Source organism: Reyranella sp. (assembly GCF_030651995.1).
Taxonomy (GTDB): domain Bacteria; phylum Pseudomonadota; class Alphaproteobacteria; order Reyranellales; family Reyranellaceae; genus Reyranella.
Map to the genome: position 1 here is coordinate 1 of NZ_JAUSBN010000085.1, position 16,825 is coordinate 16,825.

Annotated in this window: 17 protein-coding genes; 2 read left to right on the forward strand and 15 right to left on the reverse strand. The window is 67.9% G+C overall.

Annotation, left to right across the window (positions count from 1 at the left end; all coding sequences use genetic code 11):
* From Q7V45_RS25620 to phbB, 9 genes are all read right to left on the reverse strand, one after another.
* Window positions 1–774, reverse strand: a 774-nt coding sequence (locus Q7V45_RS25620) for an NtaA/DmoA family FMN-dependent monooxygenase (protein ID WP_304857185.1), incomplete at its 3' end; no start/stop codon positions are given.
* A gap of 81 nt (window positions 775–855) precedes the next feature.
* Window positions 856–2,250, reverse strand: coding sequence for an amidase (locus Q7V45_RS25625; RefSeq protein ID WP_304857186.1), 1,395 nt, complete (start codon window positions 2,248–2,250; stop codon window positions 856–858).
* Window positions 2,247–2,429: a hypothetical protein gene (locus Q7V45_RS25630; protein WP_304857187.1), complete on the reverse strand. Its 183-nt coding sequence runs from the start codon at window positions 2,427–2,429 to the stop codon at window positions 2,247–2,249. The genes Q7V45_RS25625 and Q7V45_RS25630 overlap by 4 nt, the downstream gene beginning before the upstream one ends.
* 59 nt (window positions 2,430–2,488) lie before the next feature.
* Window positions 2,489–3,709, reverse strand: a complete 1,221-nt coding sequence (locus tag Q7V45_RS25635) for a patatin-like phospholipase family protein (protein ID WP_304857188.1) — start codon at window positions 3,707–3,709, stop codon at window positions 2,489–2,491.
* A gap of 25 nt (window positions 3,710–3,734) precedes the next feature.
* Window positions 3,735–4,919: a class I SAM-dependent rRNA methyltransferase gene (locus Q7V45_RS25640; protein WP_304857189.1), complete on the reverse strand. Its 1,185-nt coding sequence runs from the start codon at window positions 4,917–4,919 to the stop codon at window positions 3,735–3,737.
* A 2-nt stretch (window positions 4,920–4,921) separates the two neighbouring features.
* Window positions 4,922–6,577: a gamma-glutamyltransferase gene (gene ggt / locus Q7V45_RS25645; RefSeq protein ID WP_304857190.1), complete on the reverse strand. Its 1,656-nt coding sequence runs from the start codon at window positions 6,575–6,577 to the stop codon at window positions 4,922–4,924.
* On the reverse strand, window positions 6,574–7,377 hold the full coding sequence (locus tag Q7V45_RS25650; protein ID WP_304857191.1) for a methyltransferase domain-containing protein: 804 nt from the start codon (window positions 7,375–7,377) through the stop codon (window positions 6,574–6,576). Before Q7V45_RS25650 ends, ggt begins: the two co-directional genes overlap by 4 nt.
* A gap of 1 nt (window position 7,378) precedes the next feature.
* Window positions 7,379–7,777: a carboxymuconolactone decarboxylase family protein gene (locus Q7V45_RS25655; RefSeq protein ID WP_304857192.1), complete on the reverse strand. Its 399-nt coding sequence runs from the start codon at window positions 7,775–7,777 to the stop codon at window positions 7,379–7,381.
* A 72-nt stretch (window positions 7,778–7,849) separates the two neighbouring features.
* Window positions 7,850–8,575 carry an acetoacetyl-CoA reductase gene (gene phbB / locus Q7V45_RS25660; RefSeq protein WP_304857193.1) on the reverse strand — a complete coding sequence of 242 codons (726 nt, stop codon included), beginning with the start codon at window positions 8,573–8,575 and terminating at the stop codon, window positions 7,850–7,852.
* A gap of 146 nt (window positions 8,576–8,721) precedes the next feature.
* Here phbB and Q7V45_RS25665 point away from each other — a divergent pair, with 146 nt between their 5' ends.
* The gene (locus tag Q7V45_RS25665; protein ID WP_304857194.1) at window positions 8,722–9,930 is read left to right on the forward strand and encodes an MFS transporter; all 1,209 of its coding nucleotides are present in this window, start codon (window positions 8,722–8,724) and stop codon (window positions 9,928–9,930) included.
* Between the two features lie 50 nt (window positions 9,931–9,980).
* On the forward strand, window positions 9,981–10,418 hold the full coding sequence (locus Q7V45_RS25670) for a hypothetical protein (protein WP_304857195.1): 438 nt from the start codon (window positions 9,981–9,983) through the stop codon (window positions 10,416–10,418).
* A 209-nt stretch (window positions 10,419–10,627) separates the two neighbouring features.
* Here Q7V45_RS25670 and Q7V45_RS25675 read toward each other — a convergent pair whose 3' ends face one another.
* The 6 genes from Q7V45_RS25675 to Q7V45_RS25700 form a co-directional block, all read right to left on the reverse strand.
* Window positions 10,628–11,806 (reverse strand): acetyl-CoA C-acetyltransferase, encoded by a 1,179-nt coding sequence (locus tag Q7V45_RS25675; RefSeq protein ID WP_304857196.1) that lies wholly within the window; start codon window positions 11,804–11,806, stop codon window positions 10,628–10,630.
* A 72-nt stretch (window positions 11,807–11,878) separates the two neighbouring features.
* The gene (locus Q7V45_RS25680) at window positions 11,879–12,451 is read right to left on the reverse strand and encodes a TetR/AcrR family transcriptional regulator (RefSeq protein WP_304857197.1); all 573 of its coding nucleotides are present in this window, start codon (window positions 12,449–12,451) and stop codon (window positions 11,879–11,881) included.
* Between the two features lie 184 nt (window positions 12,452–12,635).
* Complete coding sequence (locus Q7V45_RS25685; RefSeq protein WP_304857198.1) at window positions 12,636–13,079, reverse strand: DUF2141 domain-containing protein; 444 nt, start codon at window positions 13,077–13,079, stop codon at window positions 12,636–12,638.
* A gap of 93 nt (window positions 13,080–13,172) precedes the next feature.
* Complete coding sequence (locus tag Q7V45_RS25690) at window positions 13,173–14,363, reverse strand: acyltransferase family protein (protein WP_304857199.1); 1,191 nt, start codon at window positions 14,361–14,363, stop codon at window positions 13,173–13,175.
* 127 nt (window positions 14,364–14,490) lie between these two features.
* On the reverse strand, window positions 14,491–15,336 hold the full coding sequence (locus Q7V45_RS25695) for a LytTR family DNA-binding domain-containing protein (RefSeq protein ID WP_304857200.1): 846 nt from the start codon (window positions 15,334–15,336) through the stop codon (window positions 14,491–14,493).
* The gene (locus tag Q7V45_RS25700) at window positions 15,320–16,594 is read right to left on the reverse strand and encodes an alpha/beta fold hydrolase (protein WP_304857201.1); all 1,275 of its coding nucleotides are present in this window, start codon (window positions 16,592–16,594) and stop codon (window positions 15,320–15,322) included. The genes Q7V45_RS25695 and Q7V45_RS25700 overlap by 17 nt, the downstream gene beginning before the upstream one ends.
* Window positions 16,595–16,825 lie beyond the last annotated feature (231 nt).

Consider the following 16,825-nt stretch of genomic DNA (forward strand, 5'->3'; position numbering starts at 1 on the left):
CCGGCCCTTCACGTCGGCATAGAAGGCGCGGGCGTCGGCGATCGGGCCGCCGGCGGCGAACACCATCTCGGCGGTCTCGGCGGCGAGCTGGCGGCCGGCATCCGAGGCGCCGGCCTGCACGATGACGGGCCAGCCCTGCACCGGCCGGGCGATGTTCAGCGGCCCGCGGACCTTCAGATACTTGCCCTTGTGATCGAGCACATGCAGCCGCGCCGGATCGAAGTAGATGCCGTTTTCGAGGTCGCGCACGAAGGCGTCGTCGGCCCACGAGTCCCACAGGCCCGTCACCACGTCGAAGAACTCCCGGGCGCGGGCGTAGCGCTCGGCATGGGGCATCTGGTCGTCCAGGCCGAAGTTCAGCGCGGCATCGGGGTTGGAGGTCGTCACCAGGTTCCAGCCGGCACGGCCTTCGCTGATATGGTCGAGCGAGGCGAAGCGGCGGGCGATCGTGTAGGCCGGCTCGAAGGTGCTCGAGGCGGTGGCGATCAGGCCGAGGTGCTTCGTGGCCATCGCCAGCGCCGGCAGAAGGGTCAGCGGATCGAACGAGGTCACCGTGGCGCTGCGCTTGAGCGCGTCCATCGGCATGTTCAGCACGGCCAGGTGATCGGCCATGAAGAAGGCGTCGAACTTGCCGCGCTCCAAGGTCTGGGCATATCGCACCAGCGCCTTCAGATTGAAGTTGGCGTCCGGCGTGCCGCCGGGATAGCGCCACGCGGCGGTGTGGATGCTGACAGGGCGCATGAAGGCGCCGAGGCGAAGCTTCTTCTGGGTCATGGGCGATATGTTGCGCCCGCCGGGCGGACCGGCAAGGCCCGCTCGGACGACAAGAACTAATTCGACGAAAAGTTTCCCCGATCAGATGATCGGGGGGTGCTTTTTGTCCGTCCCGGCTACGCGTTCCCAGGCGCGCGCGACCTGGAACACAGTCGCCTCGTCGAAGTAGCGGCCGACGAACTGCACCGACAACGGCAGGCCGCCGACCGACAGGCCCGCCATCATGGCGAGCGCCGGATGGCCGGTCACGTTGAACGGCGTGCGGGCCTGGCGCGGATAGGTGCGCTCGACCTCGGCGGGATCCTCGATGCGACACGCAGGGTCCATCGAGCTGGCGCAGAGCAGCACGTCGACCTCGCGCAAGGCGGCCTCGACTTCGGCGATCATCTGCAGGCGGCGGCGGCTCGCCAGCATGTAGTCGCCCGCGCTCATGAAGGCGCCGGCCATCAGGCGCTGACGGCCCAGCTTCCCGTAGTCGCCGGGTCGCTCGCTGAGCCACGGTCCATGGATCGACCAGGCCTCGCTTTGCAGGATCACGCGGTTCACGGCGCCGAACTCGCCGAGCGTCGGCAAGGTGATGGTGCGCACCTCGGCGCCCTCGACCTGCAAGCTGCGCGCGACATGTTCCAGCGCCGCCGTGACCTCGGGATCGGCCGGCGTGTCGATCTCGTGGAAATGCCGCACGAAGCCCACGCGCAGTCCGCGGATGCCGCGGTCGAGCGCCTGGCCATAGTGGCCTTGCGCTGCCGCGGCGCTGCCGGGATCGCGCGGATCATGGCCGGCGATGGCTTCCAGCATCAGGGCATTGTCGGCGACGGTGCGGGTCATCGGCCCGACATGGTCGAGCGTGAAGGAGAGCGGGAAGACGCCGCGGCGAGAGACCAGGCCATAGGTCGGCTTCAGGCCGACGATGCCGCAGCAGCTCGCCGGGTTGCGCACGCTGCCGCCGGTATCCGTGCCCAGCGCCATCGGGAACAGGCCGGCCGCCACGCCGGAGCCGGAGCCGGACGAGGAGCCGCCGGGATGATGATCGGTGTTCCAGGGATTGCGCGCCGGCGGCCAGGGAAGATCGAAGCTCGGCCCGCCGATGGCGAATTCGTGCGTGGAGAGCTTGCCCAGCACGATGGCGCCGGCACCGCGCAGCTTCTCGACGCAGACCGCGTCGGCGGTCGCCATGTTGTCCTGCCGGACCTTCGAATGGCAGGTCGTCGGCAGGCCCGCGACATCGATGATGTCCTTGATGCCGACCGGCACGCCGTGCAGCGGCCCGCGCAGCCGGCCCGATTGCGCCTCCGTTTCGGCGGCGAGAGCGGCGGCCATCGCGGCCTCGCCATCGACGCGGATGAAGGCGTTGAGCTTGGGATCGAGTTGCTCGATACGATCGAGCAGCGCCTTGGTCAGATCGACGGGCGAGAGTTCCTTCGCGGCGATCGCGCGGGCGGCCGCTCCCACCGTCATCCAGTGCAGGTCGCTCATAGCGTCGTCCCCGCCTTCATGGGGGGCCAGGGCTCGGCCGCCGGATCGGCGGGGCGCTTGATCTTCTGCGCCACGTCGGCTGCCTGTCTGGCCGAGATCGCCACGTCGTCCGGAAACTCTGCCAGCGCCTTGGCGAGGCCGGCCCGGTGCGCCAGCACCTCAATCGTGTTCTTGTCCACGGGATCTCTCCATCATTCCGAGGGATGCAGGCACGAGTCGTGCCAGCCACCCGCAGAGTTTAACGCGTCGGAACGCTGGTCGACGAGCCCAGTCCGGGCGGCGCCTTGTGCCAGGCGCGGCCCTCCACGATCTCCCGCACGCCGTATTCGTAGAGCGCGTTCATGTAGGCCTGGTCGAATTCGCCCTTCTTGGGGAAATTGAAGTCCCGCCCGATGTAGGTGAGGTTGTAGTCGACCTTGTCGCGTTGCGAGACGAAGTAGGTCCGGAGCACGTCGTTGACGCCGCTGGCCGCCAGCATCGTCGCGATCGCGCGACCGGCGATGGTGATGGTCCGCCGCTCGGCCATCGCATAGTCCGGGTCGAGGCGGGCATTGCGGATGATATAGGCCCGGCGCTCGCGCTTGATGTTGCTGGCGGACATGTCGATGGACGGCGGATAGAGGAAGAGCTGGGCGATGGCGCCGCCGTCGACATGCAGCTCCTGGTATTTCTTGCCGTCGAGCTCGACGTCGATCAACACCGGCTGGAAGGCGCCGGGAATGGCCGCCGAGGCCCGCAGGATCTTGCGGAAGAGGTCGAGTGCGCCGGGGTGGCCGCTGGCGGCGATGGCACCGATGTTCCAGATCACCGGCCGCTGGGCATCGAGGTCGGTCGTGCCGATCATCAGCAGCCGGCCCTTGTTGTATTCAGCGGCGATCGCGTCGAACATCTTCTGGTCGGCATACGTCGCGATGATCTGGGCGAGCGGCCCCGTATCGGCCATGGCGTCGTCGAACAGGGCCGCCGTGAGGCCGCGCATGCGGAACACCTTGTCCGGCGTCATGGTCGTGTAGACTTCGCGCAACTGCGCATCGTAGTCCGAACCCAGGAAGGCGAAGGGCGCGATGAGTGCGCCGGTGCTGACGCCGGTGACCATCTTGAACGTCGGGCGCGTCCCGACGGCCGTCCAGCCGTTCATGATTCCGGCGCCGAAAGCCCCGTTGTCACCGCCCCCGGACACGGCGAGGAAATAGGCCGGCGGCGGTCGCGTCGGCATCTTCCCCTCGGCGCGCAGGGCGGCCGCTTCGCGCACGCCCGATTGCATCCCCTCCTCGACCATCAGCCTGGGATCGCCATCGGCGTAGAAGCGCGCATTGGGAATGCCGAGCGGCATCGCGCGCACTGTGTCGACGCGCGGCACCGCCTCTCCGCGTTCCGGAATGGAACAGCCCGTTCCGGCGAGACAGACCGTTGCAGCGACAAGCAGGAGCCAACGGCGGCCCTTTGTGATTCTCGACATTCCCCTCTCCCCCCAACTCACATGGTCAGTCCAGTTGCAGCAGCATGGCTTTCAGATAGGCCGTCTCCGGCAGGTTCGGATGAACCGGATGATCCAGCGCCGCGCCGCTGCTCAGCAGGATGCGGCCGCTGCGCTCGGCATCGCGCAGGCCGCGCCGGACCTGCTCGGCAAACAGCGGCTGATCGACGAGGTGGGAGCACGATGCCACGAAGAAGAAGCCGCCCTTGGTGACCAGCGGCGCCGCCAGACGCACCAGCTTGCGATAGCCCTGCGCGCCGGTCTTGAGGTCCTTGCGGCTCTTCACGAAGGCCGGCGGATCGCAGATCACGACCTCGTAGCTGCGCGGCTTCTCCTTCTCCAGGGTTTCGAACACTTCGCCCTTGCGGAAGGACACGATCTGTTCGACGCCGTTCAGGGCCGCCGCCTTCTGGGCCGCATTGAGGGCGGGCTGCGAACGATCGAGGCAGACCACGGACGTCGCCCCGCGCGTCGCCGCCAGGACACCGAAGCCGCCGCTATAGCAATAGGCGTCGAGGACTCGGGCGTCCTTCGCGAGGCCCGCCATGAAACGCCGGTTGTCGCGCTGGTCGTAGAACCAGCCGGTCTTCTGGCCCTCGGACAGATCGGCCACGAAGCGCGCATCGTTCTCGATCAGCTCGATGCTGCCGGCCTGGCCCTTGGCCACGACCACCTCGCGCGTCAGCCCTTCGAGCTCGCGCACCGGCGAATCGTTCTTGAGGATGATGGTCGTCGGCGAGAATTCGGCTTCCAGCGCCTCCAGCAGGATCGGCGTCAGCGCATCCATGCCGGCGGTATTGACCTGCACCACGAAGGCATCGCCGAAGCGGTCGATGATCACCCCCGGCAGGCCGTCGGCCTCGGCATGGATCAACCGGTAATAGGGTACGCCGACCAGCCGGTCGCGCAGCGCCGCCGCCTGGGTCAGGCGACGGCCGATGAACAGGGCATCGACGTGCGCTTCAGGGTTCGTGCTGAGAACGCGCGCCGCGATCAGCGAATGCGGATTGAAGGTGACCAGCGCCAGCGCCTCGCCGCCCGGCGCGCGCAGGGTCGCGAGGCTGCCGACCGGAATCGCCTTGGCGTCGGCGTCCATCAGGATCTCGTTGGAGAAGGCCCAGGGATGGCCGGCACGGACACGGCGATCCTCGCCGGCGCGCAGGATGACGGTGGGGAGCTTCTTCAGGGCCACTTCTATTCTCCTCGGGCGACGCCATCGCGCCGCGGATCGGCGCCGCCCTCCCATCCGTCGCCACTGCGCCGGAGGGCGGTCAGGCCGCCTTCATGCCGGCGGACTTGTACTTCATGGCCCAGCGCGCGCAAGGCGGCCGCGTGGTCGGCGATCGGCGTCCCCTCCTCCAGCTCGGTCGCGCCGTTCAGATTGGTCACCCGCGGCAGGTCGACCGCAGCCTGCGCGGACAGGTCCCAGTCCAGCAGGCCGATCAGCGTCTGCAGCGTGTCGCCGATGATCCTGGCCCCGCCCGCCGAGCCCAACGCCGCGACGAGCCTGCCGTTCCGGTCGAGCACGAAGGTCGGCGACATGGACGAGCGCGGTCGCTTGCCGGGCTGCACGCGGTTGGCCACGGGCTTGCCGTCGAGTTCGGGACGGGGCGCGAAGTCGGTGAGCTCGTTGTTCAGGAGGAAGCCGCGCACCATCATGTGGGCGCCGAACGGCGCCTCGATCGTGGTGGTGAAGCTGACGGCATTACCCCAGCGATCGACGATGCTCACATGGCTGGTGCCGCGCTCGACATAGCCGGGGGGCACGCCGGGACCGACCCGGCCCATGCTGCGATCCGGCGACATCAGCTTGCGACGCTCCGCGAGATAATCAGGCGACAGCAACCCTGCCACCGGCACGTCCACGAAGGCGGGATCGGCGACGTAACGGTCGCGATCGGCGAAGGCGAGCCGGCTCGCCTCGGCGATCAGGTGGACGGCGCGAAGGTCGTTGGGAGGATCGCGCTGGAGGTCGAACGGCTGGATCAGGCCCAGCACCTGCAGGATCGCGATTCCGCCGGAGGAGGGAGGCGGCATCCCGCAAACGACCCAGACGCGATAGGCCCCGCACACGGGCTCGCGCTTGATCGGTCGGTAGTCGGCGAGATCGGCGGCGGAGAGCGTGCCGGGCCGGGGATGGCTGCGCACGCGCTCGATCATCTCCGCCGCGACCGGACCTTCGTACATCACGCGCGCGCCCTGCCGCGCGATCAGACCCATCGTCTCGGCAAGCGCCGGATTGGAGATGCGCTCGCCCGGCTTGCGCGGCGACCCGTCAACGTTGAAGTAGGTCTCGCGGATCGCCTGCTCCTCACGCAGCGCCGGAATCCTCTGCAGCCACGCGGCGAGACGCGACGAGACCGGGAAGCCGTCGCGGGCGGTGGCGATCGCCGGGCCGAACAACTCGCTCCAGGCAAGCTTGCCCTTCTCCCTGTGCGCGAGTTCCAGCATGGCCAGGAGGCCGGGAACGCCGACCGAGATGCCCGAGGCCACGGCTTCGCGGTACCCGAGGGGCTTGCCGTCGGCCGAAAGGAACATGGTCGGACTTGCGCCGGCCGGCGCCGTCTCGCGCCCGTCGTAGACGGTGATGGCGTGACCGGTGCCGTCATAGTGCAGCAGGAAGCCGCCACCGCCGATGCCCGACGCATGCGGCTCGACGACACCCAGCATCATCTGCACGGCAATCGCCGCATCGACGGCGGTGCCGCCGCGTCGAAGCATCTCCAGCCCGGCCTCGACGGCCATCGGATGCGCCGCCGCCACCATCGACGGCGGTGCCGCCTGCACGGAAGACACGCGACAGGCCGCGACCAGCAGCAGCGCGACCCCGAGCAGGCGACGCACGATCATGCGCGGCGCGCCACGATGAAGAGGCGGCGGAAGGGAAACAGCGTGATGCCGTCGGGACGCGTCGGATAGGCCTTGGCGACCAGCGCGGCATAGGTCTCGTAGAACGCCGTCCGCTCCGGCTCCTGCAGCAGTTCCAGATAGGGCCGCAGCCCGGTCGACGAGGTGAACTGCGCCACCGGATCCTTGCCGGTGAGCGGCTGCTGGTAGATCGTCTCCCAGACCTCGAGGTCCGAACAGAGCGGCTTCAGCACATCGTAGTAGCGCCCGGGCTCCTCGACGCGGGCGATCGGGCGCACCTTGGTGAGCCTGTCGCGCCACGGACCGGCCTGTGCGGCTTCATGCATAGAGGCATGCGAGGGCGCCTCGTGGTTGCGCGGCATCTGGATCGCGAGCTGACCGCCCGATGGCAGCAGCTTCAGCAACCCGGGAAACATGTCGATGTGTCCCTCGAGCCAGTGATAGGCGGCGTTGCTGTAGAGAATGCCGGGCGGCAGGGTCGGCTCGAACTGCGCGAGGTCGCCCCTGGCGAAGGTGATGCGCGCATCGACCGTCTGGCTGCGCGCCTTGGCAAGCATCTCCTCCGACGAATCGATGCCGATGACGGGCGCCTCGGGAAACCGCTCGGCAAGGATGCGCGAGATGTTGCCCGCGCCGCAGCCCAGATCGTAGACCGCATGTCCCGGCCGCGCGCCGTTCGCCGGATCGAGACGCCCCATCAGGTCGAGCGCCGGCCGCGTGCGATGATCGGCGAACTTCAGGTAGAGGTTGGCATCCCACACGGTGGACTTGGCGTCGCTCACGTCACTTCTCCTCGAAGGCCTCGTCGATCGGCACACGATAGCCCGTCGCGATCTTGTTGCCCTTCTGCGCGGCCAGCACGACCGCCATGAACTCGTCGAACATCTCCTCGGTCATGCCCTTCTGGCGCGCCAGGTAGCCATGCGAGTTGATGCAGTAGTCGCACTGGTTGGCGACCGACACGGCAAGATAGATCAGCTCCTTGGTGAGTCCGTCGAGTGCGCCCGGCGCCATCACCGCCTTCATCTCGGCGGCGAAGCGTTCCATCGTGTCGGGATGACGGGCCAACGCCTTCCACACGTTGTTGATGCCCGCCGGATCGATGCCCCGCGCCTTGGCGATGCCCTCGACGACGGCCTTGGCCCGCGGGTTCATGTCCTCGTACTCGGTCAGCTTGGCCATGCGTGATTGCTCCCGGAATGAAAAGGGCCGGCAATGTGCCGGCCCCCATCTTGGCTTTTTCAGGCTAATTGGTCAGTACATATGCTGGCCGCCGTTGATCGACAGGGTCGAGCCGGTGATGAAGCCGGCATCGTCGGCGATCAGGAACATCACGCCGCGGCCGATCTCCTCGGCCTTGCCCAGCCGGCCGACCGGAATCTTGGCCACGATCTTCTCCAGCACGTTGGCCGGCACCGCCGACACCATGTCGGTATCGGTGTAGCCCGGCGCGATGGCATTCACGGTGATGCCCTTCGGCGCGCCTTCCTGGGCCAGCGCCTTGGTGAAGCCGTGGATGCCCGACTTCGCGGCCGCATAGTTCACCTGGCCGTACTGGCCGCCCTGGCCGTTGATCGAGCCGATGTTGACGATGCGGCCGAAGCCGCGGGCGTTCATGCCGTCCCACACCGCCTTGCTCATGTTGAAACAGGAGCCGAGGTTGGTGTCGATGACGGCCTCCCACATGTCGCGCGTGAGGCGGCGCATCGTGGAATCGCGGGTGATGCCGGCATTGTTGACCAGGATCTCGACGGGCCCGAGATCCTTCTCGATCTCGGCGACGGCCTTCTGGCAGGCATCGAAATTGCCGACGTCGAACTTGTAGACACTGATGCCATGCTCGGCCTTGAACTTGTTGGCGGCCTCGTCGTTGCCGGCGTAGGTCGCGGCGACCTTGTAGCCCTTGTCCTTCAACATCCGGGAGATGGCGGCACCGATGCCACGCGTTCCGCCCGTCACGACTGCTACCCGTCCGGCCATTTTTCCCTCCCCTGGAGATTCGCCCCTGCAGTCTAGCCGGTTCTCCCCCATCGCAGGCAAGCGTCAGATTGATGTCGCCTCCCGGATCGAATTGAGCGACGCCACCGGATAGAGGCTGTCGGCGTCGCCGCTCTAGAAGCGGCACCATGAAGCCCTTCACCGCATTGCTCGGCGCCGCCGCCGGCACCCACGCCGCCGACCAGATGGCGCTCGCCACCCTGCCCCTGACCGCAACCCTCGTCCTGGGTGCCGGTCCGGACCTGCTCGGCCTGCTCGTCGCCGCGCAGAGCGCCGCCTGGCTGCTGGTCTCCCTGCCGGCAGGCACCTGGATCGACCGCATGCCGCGCCGCCGCATGCTGATCGTCGCGCTGGCGCTCGGTCTCACCGCCTCGATCGTCGCGGTTGCGGCAGCGGCCACCGGTCAGGTTCTCCTGCTGGGCCTCGCCGCCATCGCCGGCGCGTCGGGCACCGTCGTCTACGTTCTGACGTCGGTCTCGCTGCTGCCGAGCCTCGTGGCGCCCGGCGACCTGTCCCGCTCCAACGCGCGTCTCGAACTGGCGCGTGCCGTCGTCAGTCTCGCCGCTCCGTTCGTGGCCGGCCTGCTCGCCCAGCATCTGTCGCCGACCTGGGGCTATGCGCTCGCAGCCTTGGGGGCAGCCCTGGCGCTGGTCTGCGTGCGCGCGTTGCCGGAAGGCACCGCCCCGACGACGGGGGCCGCGCGTCCAACCCTCGCCAGTGCCATCCGGATCGGCGCCGTCTTCGTCGTCCGCAACGAGCTGCTGCGCGGCATCAGCCTCTGCGCGATCTTCTGGAACTTCGCCTTCTTCGCGCTGCTTGCCATCTGGGCGCCACTGGCGCTGGGGCCGCTCGGGCTCGACCCGGCGCATATGGGCCTCGCGCAATCGACCTATGGCGCCGGGCTGATCCTGGGCGCGCTGGTGGCGCCGCTCTGCGCCCGCCGACTGCCGCCGTTCGTGACCCTGATCTTCGGACCGGCCGTGTCGGTCCTCGCCGCCGTCCTGTTCCTGGCGGCCCCCTCGGGCAACGGCTTCGCCCTTGCGGCCGCCGGCTACTTCCTGGTGGGCTTCGGGCCGATGCTGTGGCTGATCTGCCAGACGACGGTCCGGCAGCTCGTGACGCCCTCAGCCCTGATGGGCCGGGTCAACGCCACGGTCCAGACCGCGATCTACGGCGTCCGTCCCCTGGGCGCCCTGGCCGGCGGTCTGGTGGCGGCACAGGCCGGCCTGGGCGCCGCGCTCCTGATGATCGCCGCGGCGTTCGCGCTGTCGACCCTCGTCATCGTCCTGTCACCGCTGGCGCGCCTGCGCGTCCTGCCGGCCCCAGCGACAGGCTGAGGCTTGACCCGCAGGCCGGTCCGTCGGACTTTGCCGCCGGAGGTCGTTGCATGATGAAGTTTCTAGGCGCCGCGTTGCTGGCGCTTTTCCTGTCCGCTTGCCAGAACTCGTCTTCGCCCTGGTACCAGGCCTATGGCACGAACTCTTTCCCCGTTGCGAAGGACGGCATGGCCGCGCTCTACATCGTGCGCGACACCGCCCCGCCGGATGCGCCGAGCATCCTCATCTCCATGAGCCGCCATCCCGTCGGCGGGCTGACGGGCTCGACCTGGATGCGCCTGGACCTGCCGCCCAATCCCTACGACCTGCGCGCCTTCGGCAGCAGCGAGAGCACCGAGGTGATCATCACCGTCGTGCCGGGCGAGACTCGATTCCTGCTGGCGCAGCCCAAGGGAACCAACGACGCCGAGCTCACCTGGCTTTCGCAGGAGGACGGGCGACGCCTCGTCCGCGCCGGCACGCAGGTCGGCACCTATTACAACCCCTAGGATTCCCGCCGCCTCAGGTTCACTGCACGACCTCATCCTGAGGAGCGCGCAGTGGGCGCGCGTCTCGAAGGATGGGCAACAGGCGTGGCATGTGTAGCCCATGCTTCGAGACGGCCCTTCGGGCCTCCTCAGCATGAGGTTGTCGCAATGAAAACGCCCGAAGGAGCGATCCTTCGGGCGTCTTGAATTCTGAAGCGTCGACTGGAAAATCAGTCGCGCTGGACGCACATGGCGATGCCCATGCCGCCGCCGATGCACAGGGTGGCGAGGCCCTTCTTGGCGTCGCGCTTCTGCATTTCATAGAGCAGCGTCGTCAGCACGCGGGCGCCCGAGGCGCCGATCGGATGGCCGAGCGCGATCGCGCCGCCATTGACGTTGAGCTTGGTCTCGTCGAGGCCGAGCTGCTTGCCGACGGCCACCGCCTGGGCGGCGAACGCCTCGTTGGCTTCGACAAGGTCGAGATCCTTGACCGTCCAGCCGGCCTTCTTGAGCGCGGCCTGCGAGGCGGTGACCGGACCGATGCCCATGATCGACGGATCGACGCCCGTGGTCGCCCAGGACACGATCTTCGCCAGCGGGGTGATGCCGCGCTTCTTGGCTTCGTCGGCGCTCATCAGCACCAGTGCCGCGGCACCGTCGTTGATGCCCGAGGCGTTGCCGGCGGTGACCGAGCCGCCTTCCTTGGTGAAGGCCGGACGCAGCTTGCCCAGCGCCTCGATCGTCGTGCCATGACGCGGGAACTCGTCGGTATCGACGACGACCTCACCCTTGCGCGTCTTCACCGTCACCGGGACGATCTCATCCTTGAAGCGGCCGGACTTCTGCGCCGCCTCGGCCTTGTTCTGCGACGACACGGCGAACGCGTCCTGCTCGGCGCGCGTAATCTGGAACTTCTGCGCGACGTTCTCGGCGGTGTTGCCCATGTGATAGCCGTGGAAGGCGTCCCACAGCCCGTCCTTCAGCATGGTGTCGAGCATCTTGAACTCGCCCATCTTGGTGCCGTCGCGCATATGGGCGGCATGCGGCGCCTGGCTCATGCTCTCCTGGCCGCCGACCACCATGATGCTGGCGTCGCCGTTGCGGATCGCCTGCCAGCCGAAGGCGACGGCGCGCAGGCCGGAGCCGCAGAGCTGGTTGATGCCGAGCGCGGTCTTCTCGACCGGGATGCCGGAATTGACGGCCGCCTGGCGCGCCGGGTTCTGGCCCTGACCGCCGGTCAGGATCTGACCCATGATGACTTCGTCGACTTCCTCGGGCTTCACGTTGGCGCGCTCGAGCGCACCCTTGATGGCGACCTTGCCGAGATCGTGCGCCGGCACGGCGCCGAACGCACCGTTGAACGAGCCGATTGGCGTGCGCGCTGCGCTCGCAATAACGATATCCGTCATGAAATCCTCCTTGGCAGGCCGCCCTTGGAATCATTTTTACGGCCCGTCGCCCACCGGGGCAAGGACCGCGGCCTACCTGCGCGGCGGGGCCTGCTTCGCACGCTCGTCACCGTCCAGGGCGAACCGGATCTTGAGCAGGGCGTGAGGAATGGCGGCGCCGAGGACGCTGTCCTCGAGATCGAGGGTCTGCAGGGCGTGCGACTGCAGAATGCCGGCCAGGCCATGCATCGATGCCCAGACGAAGAGGGCGTCGAGCTCCGAGAGCGTGTCCGCCGGCCGGCCATGCAGGCGCGCAACGCCGTCGAGGAGGATCGCGAAGGCGTGCCTCGCCTGCTTCATCATTTCGGGATGCCGCCCGGGATCGGGGAGCGGCGTGCCGAACATCAGCCGGTAGTGCAGCGGATGGGTGCGCGCAAAGCCGAGATAGGCGAGTCCCAGCTGCGCAAGATCCTCCATCGGGTCCGCACTGCGCGGTCTGGCATCGAGATGTCGGGCGAAGCCGGCAAAGGCCCGACCCACGACCTCGGCCAGAATATGGTCGCGGCTGGCGAAATGCTTGTAGGGCGCCTGATGGGAGACGTGCAGCCGGCGGGCGACTTCCCTCAGGCTGAGCGCTTCGAGGCCTGATTCGCCAACGATGGCCAAGGCTTCCTCGACACAGGCCTCACGCAAGTCCGCCGGACGTTTCCGCGGTCTCGCCCTTGCGTCCGTCTTTTTGGCCATCCCGGTGACTCGTCACTCCACGCACGACATGGCCCAATATCCGGGCTCGTCCCCGGCGTGGCAACCCGACAGGCGCCAGCTCGGCGGATGCGCACGTAGCCGCGCGTCACTTGGCCAGCCTGACGTCGATCGTCACGGATTGTCCGCCGACGACCTTGAACGCCGCTTCATCGAAGCGCGGGGCGCGCATCGTCGGTCGCGCGTTGTTGGAAACGCCCCAGGCTTCCGTGGGGATGCCCAGGAAATTGGTGTCGGTCCGACGGTTGCCGTTGAGATCGTGCGAGACCGAAACGGCGTAGGTGCCGTCGGGCAGGTTGGCATATCGGCAGCTCACGCCCTTCGGATCGGCAGGAAGCCAGAGAGCCGTGGCGCCCGAATTGTCCATGGGAAAGCCGCGACCGTCGGGAAACAGCGCGCACCCGATCGAGCCGCGGGCTTCGCTGATGCCCGAGACATTGATCACGATATCGGCCGCGCGCGCATCGCTGGGCGTGCCCACGAACAATGCCACGGCAATCAGGGAAAACTGGGAAAGGTTGCGGGAGAGCATGAACCACCTCGTCGCGTGAAAGGAAACGGCCCGGCCTTGGAAGACGGTTAGTTGACGCCGTCTACTCTTCCTAATCCCACATGGTAGACATCGTCAACCCCTCCTGGGCGCGGCTCCGGTTTCAATCGCCCGGGCCGACGTTGCTCCCGCGCCTCTCATGCCGAACAACGGCCGCAGGAACCCGACCGGCCTGACAAGGCCGACGTAGAGCAGCGCGTTTCCAAGGAAGGTGAGCAGGACCGCCGCGAAGAATCCCGCGAGCGGCGGCACGTCGAGTTTCAGCAGCCAGTAGACTGCGATCACGGTGACGGTCTGGTGCAGCAGGTAGAAGGGATAAACGGCCTCGGTCGCCTCGGCCAGGAAGGCCGGCCGCCGGGTCAGGTGGCGGTGCGCGAAGCCGATGATGGCGAACAGCCACGCCATGACGTTGACCGCCGACAACAGCGCGAAGACCGGCCGTATCTCCGGCGGAATGGTCGCCCGGACGGTGCCCGCGAAGAATCCGACATGGAGGAACGCATAGGCGATGAGTCCGACGGCCAGCGAGAAGAAGCGCTGGCGCTGCAACGCCTTCAGAAGGTCGGACGATCCGAAGACGAAGGCGCCGTAGAGCAGCAGCGCGCCATAGGAGACGAGGCCGTTCCAGTCCCCGACCAGCCCGTTGATGTTCCAGGAGATCGGCGTCAGCCACAGGGTCGAGGCGGCGAGCGGCAGGGCCATCAGCCACTGCAGGCCGAAGTGGGCCGCGATCCAGCCGGCCCTTGCGACGGTGGCACGGCCCGATGCCGACCGCGCCCACAGGAAGACCGGCAGCAGCGCCAGGGTCAGTGCGAGGACGTAGGCCACGAACCAGAGGTGATGCCAGCTCAGGTTCCCCTGCGGGTAGATGCCGTCGAAGGCGTGCGGCAGCCATTGCAGGAACGAGCCGGTGAACTGGCCACTGTACAGCCGCTCCAGATAGACCTGCGGCGGCACGATCACGACCATGCCGAAGGCCAGCGGCAACGCCAGGCGCTTCAGCCGGTCGCGGACGAAGGCTTGAGGCGTCCGATCCCCCAGCGCCAGCATGATCGCCGCACCCGAGACCACGAAGATCAGCGGCATGCGCCAGCGGTTCAGGAACCGCATGGCCTCCCGCAGCCCCTCCAGGCTGTCGGGACTGGTGACGTGCCAGCTCCAGCCCGACCAGGCCATGCCGGCGTGGTAGAAGATCAGAAGGCCGAAGGCGAGGACGCGGAGCCAGTCGAGATCGGCGCGGCGGGAGGCAAAGGCTGCAGGGTGCATGGCGAGGTTCCGTGGGATGGATGCCCTCGACCTACTCTGCAAGCCGTTGAGTCCGGGTCGTTTTGTGACGACCGGCGCGTCCGGTGGGACGACCGGCAGGCGCTCGGGGACATCCGGGGACGTCCGGTCAGGCCCGGACGGGCGCCAGGGCCTCGAAACGCTGGCGATAGCGCCGGCTCAGGTTCACTTCGGCGCCGCCCTGCAGGCGGATGCGCCAGTCGCCGCTCACCCAGGGGGTCACCTCGACGACCCGGGCGATGTTGACCAGATGTGATTTGTGCACGCGCACGAACCGTTTCGGATCGAGCTCGCCTTCCAGCTTCGTGAGCGAGGAACGGATCTCGAAGGTCTCGTCGCCGACATGCAGCACGGCGTAATTGCCCGAGGCCTCGATCCAGTCGATGTCGGCGACCTCGACCATGATCTCCCGGCCCTTGCGGCGCACGGCGAAGCGCTCGGGCAACGGTTCGGCCGGCGGCTCCGACACCACGGCTGGCTCGGCGGCCACCGCTGGAGCCGGCCGCGCCAGGTAATGGCGCAGCGCCACCGCGCCGGCGCTCAACAGGGCGTAGGCGATGATGTCCTTGGCAAACTCGTAGACCAGCCGGTCGAGCGTGAGCGGAAAGCTGTGCGGTTCGCCGACGATGCCGCCGAACCACAGGAACCTGAGCGCCGCCATGCCCAGCGTATGGGCGATGCTGAACGGCACCACCGCCGCGACGTGGATCAGGAGATTGCGCCGATGGTCGGGGATCGGCCAGCGCCGGTGCAGCCAGTAGATCGCGGGCAGCAGGGCCGCGACGACCAGGTGGCTGGAAACCTGGATCGCCAGGGCGGTGCCGTAGGTCATCGGAATGCCGCGCGCGGCCTCGTTCGCCATCTCGACATGGGCGTGGGCGAAGACGGAGACCGTCAGCAGCGCCAACCAGATCGCCGGCACGCGTCCGTCGAAGGACCTAGCCGGTGACGACACGGGACCGCCGGACAGGAAGAGCGGAGATCCAATCGATCAGCGGCGTCCAGCACAGCTCACGGGCACGGCCGCTCACCACCATGCCGATATGGCCGAGCGGCACGTCGATCCGCCTGGCCTTCTTCAGGCCCTTCTTCGGGTCAGCCAGCGCAGCCGCCGACAGCGGCGGCACGATGCGGTCGCCCGAAGGGATCATGACCAGCGACGGCACCTTGATCTTCGAGGGGACGATGCGCCGTCCGCCGACGACCCACTTGTTGCGGCCCGGCGTATTGTCGCCGTACCAGTCGACGAGGCATTCGCGCGCCGTCGGACCGGCGAGCGGTGCGCCGCCGTTCAGCCAGTCCTCGAGCAGCACGAACTCCTTCGCATGCTCCCCCTGCTGGTCCATCCCGAGGAAGCGGCCAAACTTCTTCACCGAGAGCCATGGATCGAGCGACCAGAACAGGGTCTGCAGGATGTCGACCGGCAGCTCGCCGACGCGATCGGCGAGCTGCGCCAGCAGCGGCCCTGTCGACAGCAGGAAAGCATGACCGGTGCGGTCGGCATGGAAATCCCACGGCGCCGCCATCAGGGCGAGACCGGCGACACGGCGCGGCTTGCGCGCAGCCAGCGCAACCGTGAGCGTGCCGCCCATGCAATAGCCCAGGACCGCCGGCGCCCGCCGAGCCCGCTTGGCCACGAAGCCCAGCGCCCGCTCCAGTCGCGCCACATAGGCGGTCGTATCGAAGCGGCGTTCCTCGTCGTCGGGCGTCCCCCAATCGACGAGATAGGGTCGCAACCCCTGCGCCGCCATGGCGCGCAACAGGCTCTTCTCTTCCGTGAGGTCGAGCACTTCCCAGCGGTTTATGAGCGAGGGCACGACGAGCACGGCGCGCGTTCCGCGCTTGCGTGCCCCGCGATTTGTGGCGCCATAGTCGAGCAGGCGCGTGTTGCCCTCGCGCCAGACGGCGGGCGGATCGGCGAGCGTGCGGTGGACGTCGTGACGTTGATAGGCGAGGACGCCATCGGCCAGTCGCGCCATGCGCCGGCGTATCTCGCGCTGCAGCGCCTGCTCGAACTGCCCTGCGCCCGACCGTTCTTCGAGAGCACCGATCTCCGGCAGAAGTGCTGCCAGCGTCTCAGGTGGTTCGCGTGCGGGACTCGAGTTCTGCGAGCCGGGCTTCAAGAGCTTCCACGCGCTTTCGGAGCTCGCCCAGGTCATCAGGGCCGTTCCCAGATGGAGCGGCAGCGGACGGGGACCTAGTCGTGTCTGCATGGGACGCTCCCTGGGCAACCTGCAAGGCCGAAGCGACTTGGGCATTCGCGGCCGCGAACAGGCGGGCGATCTGCTCGGTCACCGCCTGATCCGACGCGAGCCCGGCCAGCTGGGCCTGCCATAGATCGAGATAGCGCCGGGCCAGCCTGTCGAATTCGGCGCCGGACTCGGTTGTACCGGCCGTCTTGTCGTCGTTTCCGGAGACCATGTCGCCAGTATAACGCATCGTCG

Excerpts from the sequence above, each read along its gene's own strand:
- Q7V45_RS25625 (WP_304857186.1), bottom strand. The coding sequence starts at position 2,250 with ATGAGCGACCTGCACTGGATGACGGTGGGAGCGGCCGCCCGCGCGATC.
- Q7V45_RS25655 (WP_304857192.1), bottom strand. The coding sequence starts at position 7,777 with ATGGCCAAGCTGACCGAGTACGAGGACATGAACCCGCGGGCCAAGGCC.
- Q7V45_RS25675 (WP_304857196.1), bottom strand. The coding sequence starts at position 11,806 with ATGACGGATATCGTTATTGCGAGCGCAGCGCGCACGCCAATCGGCTCG.
- Q7V45_RS25690 (WP_304857199.1), bottom strand. The coding sequence starts at position 14,363 with ATGCACCCTGCAGCCTTTGCCTCCCGCCGCGCCGATCTCGACTGGCTC.
- Q7V45_RS25685 (WP_304857198.1), bottom strand. The coding sequence starts at position 13,079 with ATGCTCTCCCGCAACCTTTCCCAGTTTTCCCTGATTGCCGTGGCATTG.
- Q7V45_RS25700 (WP_304857201.1), bottom strand. The coding sequence starts at position 16,594 with ATGCAGACACGACTAGGTCCCCGTCCGCTGCCGCTCCATCTGGGAACG.
- Q7V45_RS25635 (WP_304857188.1), bottom strand. The coding sequence starts at position 3,709 with ATGTCGAGAATCACAAAGGGCCGCCGTTGGCTCCTGCTTGTCGCTGCA.
- ggt (WP_304857190.1), bottom strand. The coding sequence starts at position 6,577 with ATGATCGTGCGTCGCCTGCTCGGGGTCGCGCTGCTGCTGGTCGCGGCC.
- Q7V45_RS25670 (WP_304857195.1), top strand. The coding sequence starts at position 9,981 with ATGATGAAGTTTCTAGGCGCCGCGTTGCTGGCGCTTTTCCTGTCCGCT.
- phbB (WP_304857193.1), bottom strand. The coding sequence starts at position 8,575 with ATGGCCGGACGGGTAGCAGTCGTGACGGGCGGAACGCGTGGCATCGGT.
- Q7V45_RS25665 (WP_304857194.1), top strand. The coding sequence starts at position 8,722 with ATGAAGCCCTTCACCGCATTGCTCGGCGCCGCCGCCGGCACCCACGCC.